Source organism: Actinocrinis sp. (assembly GCF_035653575.1).
GTDB lineage: Bacteria > Actinomycetota > Actinomycetes > Streptomycetales > Catenulisporaceae > Actinocrinis.
Genome location: NZ_DASRBQ010000184.1, coordinates 1 through 12,537, shown reverse-complemented (window position 1 = coordinate 12,537; position 12,537 = coordinate 1). Strand labels below are relative to the sequence as shown.

The 12,537-nt window shown below is 71.6% G+C and carries 9 protein-coding genes and 2 pseudogenes; 3 read left to right on the top strand and 8 right to left on the bottom strand.

Going from position 1 to position 12,537, the window contains the following annotated elements:
* From VFA06_RS25185 to mraZ, 4 genes and pseudogenes are all read right to left on the bottom strand, one after another.
* Window positions 1-269 (bottom strand): annotated as a pseudogene (locus VFA06_RS25185) (hypothetical protein); the annotation flags it as partial.
* Window positions 266-910 carry a hypothetical protein gene (locus VFA06_RS25180; RefSeq protein WP_324843199.1) on the bottom strand — a complete coding sequence of 215 codons (645 nt, stop codon included), beginning with the start codon at window positions 908-910 and terminating at the stop codon, window positions 266-268. The gene VFA06_RS25180 and the pseudogene VFA06_RS25185, both read right to left, overlap by 4 nt.
* A gap of 171 nt (window positions 911-1,081) precedes the next feature.
* Window positions 1,082-2,182: a 16S rRNA (cytosine(1402)-N(4))-methyltransferase RsmH gene (rsmH, locus tag VFA06_RS25175; RefSeq protein WP_324843198.1), complete on the bottom strand. Its 1,101-nt coding sequence runs from the start codon at window positions 2,180-2,182 to the stop codon at window positions 1,082-1,084.
* A 297-nt stretch (window positions 2,183-2,479) separates the two neighbouring features.
* On the bottom strand, window positions 2,480-2,956 hold the full coding sequence (gene mraZ / locus VFA06_RS25170) for a division/cell wall cluster transcriptional repressor MraZ (RefSeq protein ID WP_324843197.1): 477 nt from the start codon (window positions 2,954-2,956) through the stop codon (window positions 2,480-2,482).
* A 462-nt stretch (window positions 2,957-3,418) separates the two neighbouring features.
* On the opposite strand from mraZ, the gene VFA06_RS25165 reads away from it, so the two are divergent.
* From VFA06_RS25165 to VFA06_RS25155, 3 genes are read left to right on the top strand one after another with little or no spacing between them, the layout of a single operon-like run.
* Window positions 3,419-4,378 (top strand): MoxR family ATPase, encoded by a 960-nt coding sequence (locus tag VFA06_RS25165; RefSeq protein ID WP_349260352.1) that lies wholly within the window; start codon window positions 3,419-3,421, stop codon window positions 4,376-4,378.
* 13 nt (window positions 4,379-4,391) lie between these two features.
* Window positions 4,392-5,861, top strand: coding sequence for a DUF58 domain-containing protein (locus VFA06_RS25160; protein WP_324843195.1), 1,470 nt, complete (start codon window positions 4,392-4,394; stop codon window positions 5,859-5,861).
* Window positions 5,862-5,874: 13 nt separating this feature from the next.
* Window positions 5,875-8,406 carry a DUF3488 and transglutaminase-like domain-containing protein gene (locus VFA06_RS25155; RefSeq protein WP_324843194.1) on the top strand — a complete coding sequence of 844 codons (2,532 nt, stop codon included), beginning with the start codon at window positions 5,875-5,877 and terminating at the stop codon, window positions 8,404-8,406.
* 139 nt (window positions 8,407-8,545) lie between these two features.
* Here VFA06_RS25155 and VFA06_RS25150 read toward each other — a convergent pair whose 3' ends face one another.
* The 4 genes and pseudogenes from VFA06_RS25150 to glyA all read right to left on the bottom strand — a co-directional run.
* Complete coding sequence (locus VFA06_RS25150) at window positions 8,546-8,935, bottom strand: DUF3040 domain-containing protein (protein WP_414639958.1); 390 nt, start codon at window positions 8,933-8,935, stop codon at window positions 8,546-8,548.
* Between the two features lie 167 nt (window positions 8,936-9,102).
* A complete protein-coding gene (locus tag VFA06_RS25145; protein ID WP_324843192.1) occupies window positions 9,103-9,873 on the bottom strand; it encodes a class I SAM-dependent methyltransferase in 771 nt (256 codons plus the stop codon).
* A gap of 158 nt (window positions 9,874-10,031) precedes the next feature.
* A complete protein-coding gene (locus tag VFA06_RS25140; protein WP_324843191.1) occupies window positions 10,032-11,579 on the bottom strand; it encodes a DNA polymerase IV in 1,548 nt (515 codons plus the stop codon).
* A 566-nt stretch (window positions 11,580-12,145) separates the two neighbouring features.
* Window positions 12,146-12,537: pseudogene (glyA, locus tag VFA06_RS25135) on the bottom strand (serine hydroxymethyltransferase); the annotation flags it as partial.

Here is a 12,537-nt window from a genome sequence, read left to right as displayed (position 1 = left end):
CGGCCGCCGAAGAGGGAGAGGATGAACGCCATCGTGATCATCCCGACGCGCAGCCGGCGGCGCGGATCGCCGAGCGTCAGCGGCTTGGCGGCGGTGGCTGACGGCGCGCCCGAGGGGCGCGAGGGGGCGGGCGTGAACCGGTTCTCGGTGCGCGCTCTGGCAGCGGGGCGCGGCTTGGCGGGCTGGCTGGGAATGCGGCGCGGCGGCACGCCGCGGCCGCCGGCCGGGTTGCCGTTGTTCGGGCGTTTGCCGTTGCGATCCGGGCTCACGGGCGCGATCCGGTGGCTGAGGCCGACGGGGTCGGCGAAGTGGAGGGTTGCGGAGAAGGCGACGCGCCAGCAGGGGAACTGGGCGATGCGCCGGGCGTGGCGGCTACGGCCGGGCCGTTCGCCGGAGGCGTGGCCCTGCCTGAGACACCGGGAGACGCGCTGACCGTGGCGGTCGCCGAGGGCGATGATGACTGCGATGCGGACGGCGACGGGGACGCGGGCGGTGCGGGCGGCGCGGTGGTAGGTGCCGCGGTCGGGATGCCGAGCACCGCACCGTTGCCGGGGTCGAGGAACACCGGACGCGGGTTCGGTACCAAGCCAAGGCCGGCAGCCTGGGAGGCGAGGGCCCCGGGGGCGGAGAGCCCGGCGAGGCGCAGCTGCAGTTCCTGCTGCTGGTCCGTCAGCTGGCTCTGTTTCCTCTGCGCGGTCTGGATCTCGAAGGCGCCGCGGTCGAGCGCGGTGTTGAGCAAGAGCAGGAGCACCAGTCCGACGGCGAGCAGGCAGAGCACGAGGATGGCGAACGGGACCACGGAGCGGCGTCCGGCGAAGCCCTCGATGACGGCGACGGGTCCGGCCTTTCCCGGACGGCGCACTTGCCGCCGGATCGATTCCGGCGGCCGGTCAGGCGGTCCCGCGCTCATCGCCGGGCCCCCGTGCCTGCTGCAACCATGGCGGCCAGTATTCCGCACGGCCCGAGCCGGGCGGCGCAACGGCGCGGCCTGTGGCCCCTATTCTCAGATTTACAGCCACGCTTTTCAGGTAGACACAGCTTCAGGTTGATACGGCTTCAGGCAGACACAGCCTCAGGTCGCTTAGCGCCGCTGCGTCTTCGCCTTCGTCAGCCGATCCGCGACTGCTCCCTTGCGCACCCGCTCGGCGACGCGGAACTTCGCGGAGGCGGCCCTCGGGTTCTGCTCGATCTCGGCCTCGGTCGGCTCCTCGGCTCCGCGGGTCACGAGCTTGAGCAGCGGCTCGGTCCCTGGCGGCGCGATCGGCAGGCCGGGCGGAGCCGTCGAGGCGGCGCCGGCCGCGAGGACCCGCTTGACCAGGCGGTCCTCCAGCGAGTGGTAGGCGAGCACGGCGATCCGGCCGCCCACCGCGAGCGCGTCGACGGCGGCCGGTATGGCCCGCTCCAGCACGGCCAGCTCGGCGTTGACCTCAATGCGCAGCGCCTGGAAAGTCCGCTTGGCCGGATGGCCTCCAGTACGTCGCGTGGCTGCGGGGATCGCAGCGCGCACCAGCTCGGCCAGCGGTCCAGTCGTCGCGATCGGCTCCTTCGCGCGGGCCGCGACGATGGCCGAGGCGATCCGTCCTGCGAACCGCTCCTCGCCATAGTCGCGCAGGATGCGGGCCAGGTCCGGGGCCGAGTAGCCGTTGACCACCTCGTAAGCAGAAAGCGGCGCGCCCTGGTCCATCCGCATGTCCAACGGAGCGTCATACGCGTAGGCGAAGCCGCGCTCGCGCACGTCGAGCTGCAGCGAGGAGACTCCGAGGTCGAACAGGATGCCGTGGATCCGCGGCACGCCGAGCCGATCGAGCACCGCGGGCAGTTCGTCGTAGACCGCGTGCACCAGCTCGATGCGGTCGGCGAAGGCGGCGAGCCGCCGATTCGAACGGTCGAGCGCCTGCGGATCGCGGTCGAGTCCGATCAGGCGGATCTGCGGGAACCGGGTAAGCAACGCCTCACTGTGCCCGCCGAGGCCGAGGGTGGCGTCGACGAAGACCGCGCCGGGGACCGAGGCCGGGGCCAGCGCCTCGACGCAGCGTTCCAGCATGACGGGGACGTGCCCGGCCGGGCCAGCCGGCTCTCGCCCGTCCGATCGCTCTGGATCCCCGCTCGACTCCGCGTCGGCCGCCGCTCGCGAATCACCCTTTCGAGCCTTGTCGCCGCCGCGGCGCGGATCCGTCACCATGCCGGTCAGTATTCCATCGCAGCTCACCGGCACCGAATCGCGGCGACCCAGACCCGGCGCGGCGCCGCCCGCGCGACACGCCATGGCAACGCAGCACCCCGATACGCCCCGATGGGGCGACACTGGACACGGCGCCGCGGCCGTAGGTCCCCGCCCGCTCGGATGTACTCACGGACGCTCTGGAACCGGGGAAGGGGCTTCAGAACGCGGGTGAGCGGGTGGAGGCCCACGGCCGCGGCGCGCCGCCTTTCGGCGGCATTCGCGGCCCTGGCTCGATCACTCGAACGACGTGCTCGGTCAGGGCAGGTCCGGCGCCACCCCCCGGAACAGATCGTCCTGGTCCAGGTCGGCGAAGGCCGGTTCCTTCTCGGCGACGTAGCGGTCCCAGGCCGCCGCGTCCCAAAGCTCGAAGTGCGTGTCCGCGCCGACCACGGCGACCTGCTGGGTCAGGCCGGCGTACTCGCGCAGCGCGGGCGGCAGGGTGATCCGGCCCTGCTTGTCGAAGGACTGCTCGCTGGCGCCCGCGTAGAGCACCCGCAGGTAGTCGCGGACCGCGCGGGGCGAGGCGAGCGGTCCCGCCGACGGGGCGCGGCGGATCCGGTCGGCCGCTTCGGCGAACGCCGACGCGGGCCACACCGACAGGCACCGCTCCTGCCCCTTCGTGATCACCAGCCGCTCCGTTCCGTCGATCCTGGCCGCCTCCTCGCGGAACCGGGCCGGCAGGATCAGCCGGCCCTTGTCGTCCAGGCGCGGGACGAAGGTGCCGAGGAACATCGGCGCCTCCTACCGGCCGGGACGGACCGCTCGCCCTCGGACTGCCCTCGGGACGCGACGGTCAGCGGACGTTGCGCACAGGACCCGGCAGGGCGGGTTACGAGTAACCACGCCTTGACGTCATCCCACACGGCCTCCACTTCCCTCCACTCTACTCCACAAACCGCCCCCTACGCCGTCCGAGTGCTCCACTTCACCGCAGATTCCGGGTTTCCGGACTACTTCGGAAAAGGGGGGAGCCACACGGATTCGATCAAGCTCAGGTTCACGTCCAGCCCAAATCGAAACCGCTGCGCCGGCTCTTGCACATACACGGTCGGCATCGGGCAAGATGACCCCAACGGCCGACTAAGGCGTGGCCGTGAACGAGGGGAGGGTCCGGTGCCGGGCAGCACACAGGCGCAGGACGGCGAGCAATACGATCAGCGCCGGATTCAGCGCGTCACGTCCGGAACGGAGCGGGTGGACCGGCCCTCCGCGATCACCGACCGGATCCACGAGCGAGTCGAGTCGGTCATCGAGGGCAAGGGGGACGTGGTGCGCCTCGCGCTGACCGTGCTGCTTGCCGAGGGCCACCTGCTGATCGAGGATGTTCCCGGCGTCGGCAAGACCATGCTGGCCAAGGCCCTGGCCAAGGCGATCGACTGCACCGTGCGCCGCATCCAGTTCACCCCGGACCTGCTGCCCTCCGACGTGACCGGCGTGACGATCTTCGACCCGCAGCGGCGCGAATTCGAATTCAAGCCCGGCGCCGTGTTCGCGCACATCGTGCTCGGCGACGAGATCAACCGGGCCTCGCCGAAAACCCAGTCCGCGCTGCTGGAGTGCATGGGCGAGCGGCAGGTGACGGTGGACGGGGTCAGCTATCCGCTGGAAACCCCGTTCATGGTCATCGCGACGCAGAACCCGGTGGAGATGGAGGGCACCTATCCGCTCCCCGAGGCCCAGCGCGACCGTTTCATGGCCCGTATCGCGATGGGTTACCCGGCGCCGGCCGCAGAGCTGCGGATGCTCGACGGGCACAGTGCCGCCAACCCCCTCGACGAGCTGATGCCGGTCGCGGGTACGCACGACATCATCAAGCTGATCGAGACAGTACGAACCGTTCATGTGTCCGAGGACGTTAAGCGGTATGTGATCGACCTCGTCACCGCCACCCGCTCGGTCGGCGATCTGCGGCTCGGTGCGTCACCGCGCGCCGCGCTGCACCTGGTGCGGGCCGCGCGCGCCAAGGCGGCGCTGGAGGACCGGGATTTCGTTCTTCCGGACGATGTCAAGGCACTGGCGGTACCGGTGCTCGCGCACCGGCTGATACCCACCGCCGAGGCCCGGGTCGCCCGCCGCTCCCCCGAGCAGATCGTCGCGGACCTGCTCGACCAAGTCCCCGTCGATGTCCAATCCGCACGGCGCCCACGCGCCTGACGAGCGGTCAGCGATGAACACCCGCCCGCAGTCAAAGGTCCGGAGCACCTTCCGGACGTTCTCGGCCGGGCTGACCACCCGCGGCCGGGCCTTCCTCTCCGCGGGGCTGGCCTCGGCCGCCTGCGCGATCCTGCTCGGCTACGGCCCGCTGCTGCGGGTGGCGATCCTGCTGGTTGCGTTGCCGTTGGCGGCGGCCGGGATCACCTCGGCGTCGCGTTACCGCATCGCGTGTCGGCGGAGCCTGGAGCCGGCACGGGTACCCGTCGGTTCTCCGGCCCGCGTCCATCTGCGGCTCGAGAACGCGGCTCGGCTGCCGAGCACGCCGCTGCTCGTGGAGGATCAGGTACCGTACACGCTCGGTTCGCGTCCGCGCTTCATCCTGCGCCGCATCGAGCCGGGAGGCAGTCGGCGCGTCGCGTACCGGGTGCGTTCCGACAGCCGTGGCCGCTACCAGCTCGGCCCGCTTTCGCTGCGCAGCGCGGACCCGCTTGGCCTGTTCGAGCTAACCCGCTCGTTCACCGCGCAACACACGCTCACGGTCGCGCCCAAAGTCGAGACGCTGCCCGCGATCACGCTCGGCACGGTATGGGCCGGGCACGGCGACGGCCATGCCGCACACGCGGCCGCGGCCGGCGAGGACGACGTCGGCGTGCGCGAATACCGCTACGGCGACGAGCTTCGGCGCATCCACTGGCGGGCCACCGCGCATCACGGCGAGATGATGGTGCGCCGCGAGGAGCAGACCTGGCACAGCCGCTGCACCATCCTGCTGGACAACCGCTCCGGCGCGCACCGCGGCACCGGCCCGACCGCGTCGCTGGAGTGGGCCGTCTCGGCGGCCGCGAGCAGCGCGATCCACCTGCTGAACAACGGCTATACGGTGCACCTGAGCACCGCTAACGGCGGCGGCTCGATCCTTACCGACACCGAGGACGCGGTACTCGACACGCTCGCAGTGCTGCGTCCGGTGCACGCGGTCAGTCTGAGCCTTAGTCAGGCCGCCGCCGACGACCGGGCCGACAGCCTGATCATCGCCTTTCTCGGCACCTTGACCGGCACCGACGCCGCCGACCTGGCCCGGGCCAAGCCGGCCACGGCCAGCGCGGTCGCCTTCCTCCTTGACGCGCAGACGTGGGCGGGCGCTTCGACGCCGACCGCAGCCTTTCCGCCCGGCTTCGACGACGACCAGAGGCACGCCGCCGCCGTCCTGGAGGCGGGCGGCTGGCAGGTCGTCACCGCCCGCGCCGGGGACAAGTTCCCCGACCTGTGGCGGATCGCTTCCCGGCATACCGCCGCACGCGTCGGCGTGAGCGACGAGTCCTTGAACGTCGGTGCGGCCCCGGCCCCCGCCGCAGCCCCGGTTCGCGCGGGCACTGCCGGTATCAGCACTGCTGGAATCAGCACCGCCGGTATCAGTACTGCGGGAAGCAGCCATATGGAAGCCAACATCGCGGGAAACGGCGCGGCGGAGGCCGGGCGATGACAGGAGGCTCACGATGACACAGCCGGGTCGTGCCCCGCTGCGCCTGACCGTCGCCGCCGGGATCGCCACCGCCACGGCCGCCATCGGGCTCGAGCGCCTGGTGCAGACCGGGTCGTGGCTATCCGTCTGCCTCGTCCTGATCCTGGTGATCGGCGCCGCGGGCCACCTGGCCCGAAACGCGCGCCTGCCGCGACCGATCGTCGTGCTCGCCCAGCTGGTGGCCGCGCTGCTCGCGCTGACGCTGCTGCGGGCCGCGGACAACGCGATCGCCTTGATCGTGCCGGGCCCCGGAGCGCTGCACGAGCTGGCCGACCAGATATCCGCCGGCCGCGCCGACATCAGCCACGAGGCGCCGCCGGCCGCCGCGACCCCCGGCATCACCACGATCGTCGCGATCGTCTGCGCCGCGTTCGCGATCCTCATCGACGCCATCGCCGTCACCTACCGCCGCGCCGTGCTGGCCGGGCTCCCGCTGCTCGCCGTGTATCTGATCCCGGCGACCCGCCGCCCCGGCGGCATGAGCTGGCTCGCGTTCGCCGTCTCGGCGATCGGCTACCTGTCCCTGGTCAGCGCCGAGGGCCACGACCGGCTCAACCGCTGGGGTCGTGCGCTCGGCGGCCCGACGCGCGTGCCGGGTGAGCTGTCCGGGCCGGTGAACAATCCGCACAGCTCGCTCTCCCGCCGGATCACCACGACGGCCGTCGCCGCCGCGCTCGTGCTGCCCTGGTTCATCCCGACGCTGCCTGGCGTGTTCAAGACCGGCGCGGGCAACGGGGTCGGCAATGGCAGCGGCACCATCAGCATCGACCAGAGCGTCACCATCCAGAAGTCGCTGACCTCGCAGAACGCGGTGCCGCTGCTGAGATACACCACCGACTCCAGCCAGGTGCGCTCGGACTACCTCGAGATGTCGGTGCTGGACAAGTTCGACGGCGACAAGTGGACCTCGGGTTCGCTTCCACAGAGCCCGATGGGCAACAGCGCGGCCTTGACGATTCCGGGCCTGACCACGGGCGGCATCAAGCAGACCCAGGTGACCACCCGGATCTCCGTGATCGGGAACTTCGCGTTCGACGCGGTCCCCGCGCCGTACGCGCCGAGCAACCTGAGCGGCATCAACCAGCCGCTCTACGACCCGAGCACGCTGGAGATCGTGCCCGGCGACTCCGCCAGCCGGTCGCGTGAGGGACTGCGCTACACGGTCACCAGCGTCGACGTGGTCCCGACCTCCGATCAGGCGGACTCGGCGACCGGGCCGCTGGACCCCTCGCTGGGCCGGTACCTGCAGCTGCCCTCGAATTTCCCGGCCGACGTGCGCGCCAAGGCGCAGCAGATCACGGCCGCGGGCCGCACGCCGTATGAGAAGGCCCTGGAGCTGCAGGACTGGTTCCTGGCGAACTTCACTTACAGCCTCAGCGTCCCGGCCGGCGACGGGAACAGCGCGATCGAGGCGTTCCTCAAGGACCGCAAGGGCTTCTGCCAGCAGTTCGCCGGCACGATGGCGGCGATGGCCCGCTCGCTGGGCATCCCGTCGGTCGTCGACGTGGGCTTCACCCCGGGCACGGCGCAGACGGACGGTTCGTACATCGTCACCACGCACGACGCGCACGCCTGGCCGATGCTCTACTTCTCCGGCATCGGCTGGCTGCGGTTCGAGCCGACGGTGAGCATCCAGAGCTCCGGCCGCGGCAGCTCGCCGAGCTGGACCCGCATCACGCCGGGTCAGCTGCACCCGAGCGGCGGCTCCTCGCTCTCCGCGCAGAACCCGTCGGCGAACCCGAGCGCCAGCGCGAGCCAGTGCCCGGCGCAGATCCGGCGCATCTCCGGCGGCTGCGAGAGCGCGGACAACGGCGGCGTGCTGGCGGGCAGCCGGCCGTTCGCCTCGTGGGGGCCGTTCGGCGTGATCCCGCGCTGGTTCGAGCACTGGTTCCTGACCGGCAGCGCGGCCCAGATCGGCGGGAAGCTGGCGGTCCTGGTGCTCCTGCTGCTGGCCGCGGTGCCCGCGCTCGGCCGGCTTGGGCGGCGGCGCAAGCGGCGGGTGCTGGTCAAGCAGGCTGAGCGGTACCTGGCGCGGGCCGCGCGAGGCGAGGTGCCGGAGGTGTCGCAGTCCGGGGCCGGCAGCCGCTGGCGCCAGGACGCGCAGCGCTCGCCGATGGCCACCATCGCGCTGGCGGCGTGGGCCGAACTGCGCGAGTGCGCGGACGATCTGGGCTACGAGTGGGTGGACAGCGACACCCCACGCCAGGCGGCCTCCAGGCTCACGGCGGCCGCGCGCATGGACGATGAGGCCCGCGAGGCGTTCGGCCGGGTGACCACGCTGACCGAGCGCGCCAGGTACGCGCCGGGCTCGCAGTACGACCAGCCGACCCTGCGGGCCCTGCCCAAGGACCTACGCACGTTGCGGGCGGCGCTGGCCGAGCACGCCAGCCGGGCGAACCGGATCAGGGCCGCGATCCTGCCCGCCTCCTCGCTCACCCGGCTGCGCGAGCGGCGCGAACGCGTCTCCGCGTCGATCTACCGAGGCGGCCGCAAGCCGCAGGACTGACGGGAAAACCGGGCCGGCACGGCCGCCGCTGCCGACCCGAGCCGGTGCGCATCACGGATCACAAACCACAGATCACAGTGGGCAGCTACCGGCCTGGCCGGGACTGCTTCCGGCGCTGCGGGAGCCGGCCGGGACGGGCTTAGAACCCGTCGCGCTCGCGGCGGCGCTGCCAGCGCAGCTCCATCCGCTGGCCGAAGGAACCGGCCCGTGCCGAGCGGCGCGGACGCAGCTTGGAAGCCGGCACGATCTGCCCGGGCGCGGGGACCCTGCGCCAGACGATCCATGCCAGCCACGCGCACGCGACGACCACGGCGCCGCCGGCGGCGTCGAGTGCGACGCGCTTGGTGACGATCCCGTAGCCGATCATCGCCCCGCCCGCGAGCACCCCCAACACGGCGAGCGCGACGCGGCGCCGCAGCCTGCGGCGCAGCTTGTCGCCCTGGAGCGCAGACGCGAACTTCGGGTCTTCGGCGTGCAACGCCCGCTCCATCTGCTCGAGCAGCCGTTGCTCATGCTCGGACAGCGGCACGGGTTCCTCCTCGCTGGACGTGACGCAAGGCGAGGTGCGGTCGTTCACTACCAACACCTCTCGAAGTCAAGGATAGGCAGGCCCCCGCGTGTGTGGAACGGCGCTACTCAATTTTCCGTTTTCGGACCTTCCACTGAACACGGGTGCGACCTACCGTCGCCCGCCGGCTACGCCTCGTCCAGCCCCGCCAGCACGTGCAGCTGCGTGGCCATGGCCCGGAACTCGGGCAGCGCCGAGGCGGCGGCCTCAAGGGCCAGCAGGTCGGTGACATTCGCGGCCGGGCCGCTGCCTGCGGGCACGTCGGTCGCGGCGGCCGGCACCAGGTCGGCGAAGATCCGCACGCCGTGCACGGCCCGCACCGTGAGCCCGGCCTGCTCGATCAGGTCGCGCAGCGCCTGCTCGCCGAAACGGCGCGGCACCGGATCGTGGGCCCCGAACCGGCCGCGCGGATCGTGCAGCGCGGCCAGGGCCTCCGCGACGTGGCCGCCGAGCGCCCGCGCCAGCACGATCGCGGTGCGGTTCGCGGCCAGGATGCTGGCGATGCCTCCGGGCCGCAGCAGTCCGCGTGCGGTACGGCAGCCCTCCGCAGGGTCGTCGACGAACTCGAGCACGCCGTGGCAGAGCACGGCGTCGGCGCACTCGGGTTCGAGCACGTCGAACACGGTGGCCAGATCGCCTTGCGCGGCCCGCACCGCACCGGATACCCCGGCCTCCGCGGCCCGCCGCTCCAGCGCGGCCAGGGCGTCAGGGCTCGGATCGACCACGGTGACCCGGTGGCCGAGGCGGGCCAGCGCGACGGCGAACCCTCCGGTGCCGCCGCCGACGTCGACGACGTCGAGCGGGACCGTGCCGCCGACGACTTCACCGGCCGGCGCGGCCTCCCGCTTGATCGTTTCCAGGGCCGACCGCACCACATCCCACACGACTGCGGTCCGCACCGAGCTTCGGGGATTCGTGCGGTCGGTAACCACGGCGGGCCTCAATTCGACGGCTGTGACTCTTCAACAGTGACGCTTCAACGCCGGCACCGCGGCGTTCACCACGTGCTCGTGCTGCGTGATCAGGTTAGGCCATGCTAGTGCTGTGGCACGGGAGGTTATTCGGGCCGCGCAGCCGTGCTCTCAACCGGCTGCAACAGCCGCAGCGCCTCGCGGGCTACGTCGGCGGCGTCGAGCGGTTCGAGGTCGGGATCGTCGGCCCGGAACGTGCCGATGCGGCCGGGTTCGGTCCCCGGTCCCTCGAAGCGAATGGTCACCCGGCCGACTCCCGCGCCTTGCACCCATCCCTGCCCGCGCTGCGCGTGCCGCACGTCCTGCCCGGCCAGCCACCGGCGTGCGGTGCTGTCGACCGGGACCGGGCCGAACAGGGTCACCGCCGGAATGGCGGAGGCGTCCGCGGAAGCGCCCCCTTCGTCGTCGGGCAAGGCGTCTGAGGGCTCGTCACCCGTCTCGCCGTTCTCCGCGCCGGACTCGGCTGCCGCCTGCGCCTCCGCTTCCACGGCGGCGAGCTCGCGTTCGACCCGAGCCAACTCCGCTACCAGGTCGCCCTGAGCGTAATCAGCCAGTCCCGACATGCCCACGCCTAGCAGCCGGATGCCTGTCGAGGACACCGTCGCGGCCGGTACCGCATCGTCGAGCAGCCTGATCGCGGCCTCTGTGACCAAGCGCTCGTCATCGGTCGGCGCGCCGAAAGTCTCCGAGCGGGTGACCGTCGTGAAGTCGTGCCCGCGTGCCTTCACGGTGACTGTGCGGGCCGTGTGGCCCGAGGAACGCAGCCGGCGAACCACGCGTTCGGCCAGCTCGGTGACCGCCGCGCGCATCGCCGCCCGGTCGGCCAGGTCGTGCGGGTAGGTGTCCTCTGCGCTGATGGACTTGGTGGGCCGCTCCGGTTCCACGGTGCGCGCGTCCATGCCCCGGGCGAGCCGGAACAGCATGCCGCCCCACGCCACGCCGAGCAGTCCGACCAGGTCGGCCTCCGTCAGCACCCTGAGCTCGGCGACCGTGCCCACGCCGATTTTGCGCAGCCGGTCGGCAGTGGCCGGGCCGACGCCCCACAGCGCACGCACCGGCAGCGGGTCGAGCCACGCCAGTTCGCCGCCGGCCGGGACGATGACGCAGCCGTCGGGTTTCTCGGCGTCGGAGGCGACCTTAGCGATGAGCTTTGAGGTACCGCCGCCGACTGATGCGGTTAGTCCAGTTCGCTGCGTGATCCGGGCGCGAAGCGCTTCGGCGACCTCGCGCACCTGCTCGGCGTTTTCCGGCGCGCCGCCCTCCATCGCGGCCAGATCCACGAACGCCTCGTCCAGGCTGACCGGCTCCACCAGCGGCGAGAGCTCGCGAAGCGTCTGCATGACCACGGTGCTCACCGCGTGGTACGCCGGGAAGCGCGGGTACAGGTACGCCGCGTTGGGGCACAGGCGCCGCGCGAGCGCCGTAGGAATCGCGGACCGCACTCCGAATACGCGTGCTTCGTAACTGGCCGTGGAAACGACGCCGCGCAGTCCCACGCCGCCCACGATCACCGGTTTGCCGCGCAGGCTGGGCTTGTGCTGCTGCTCTACCGCCGCGTAGAACGCGTCCATGTCCACGTGCAACACCGACGGCGCTTGGCGCCTTAGCGGTGGCGGCGGTGATGGACGCTCCATGTCTCTATGGTCGCGCCTGGCACTGACAATGCCCATCCATGCCTGACCTTGGAGAACCACGCATCCACGGCGCGTAACGAGCCGTGGGCATTAATCGGTCAAGCTCAGCGGCGATGTTGCGACTCGGACACGGAAACGCAGAGGGCCGCGACGGTCACCCGCCACGGCCCTACTATCCACGTGTCCGCACAGCCGGAGGCTCAATCCGACGTCGTCGCCAGGGCCGTCCTTCGGCTCACGTCCGGTGACGGGCGCTCCCCGCTCAGGGTTGGGAACGCACGGCACCGGGCGCACCGGTCCCGGCGGACTCCGCACCTAGGCGGAGCACTGATAACGATAGGGTCACAGGGGCATAACCGCCAAGTCCTGCGCGCAAACTCGGTCGGGTTTGTGCCGGGCCGCAGCTGGCCGATTTACGTCACCGCTGGTCAGCGCGGTGCGTCTCGTGAAACTGCGGCCTAGACCACATCGGCGCGAAAGCTGCTCGCAACCGGTTCCGCGGACTTGTCACGGTGCTGCCGCGCGTTACCGCGTGGCAGCACTCGAACAGCGGCGGTGACAGACCGTCAGTTCTCGGCGGCCCAGCCCGGCATCGGGAAGCCGGTCAGCAGCTCCCTGATCTCCCCGGCGATCTTCTCCAGGTCCGCGGCCACCTCGGGCTCCCTGAGCCCATCCAGCGAGCCGGCCCGCGCCGCCACCGCGACGGCCGCGTCGATCCAGCCCGCCACCTGAGCCATGTTCTCGGTGCCCAGGCCGCGGGTGGTGATCGCGGCCGAGCCCAGACGCAGGCCGGAGGGGTCGAAGGGACGGCGCGGATCGAACGGCACGGTGTTGAAGTTCAGCTCGATGCCGGCCGCGTCCAGCGCCTTGGCCGCGACCTTGCCGGTCACGCCCTTGTTGGTCAGGTCCACCAGCAGCAGGTGGTTGTCCGTGCCGCCGGAGACCAGGTCGAAGCCGC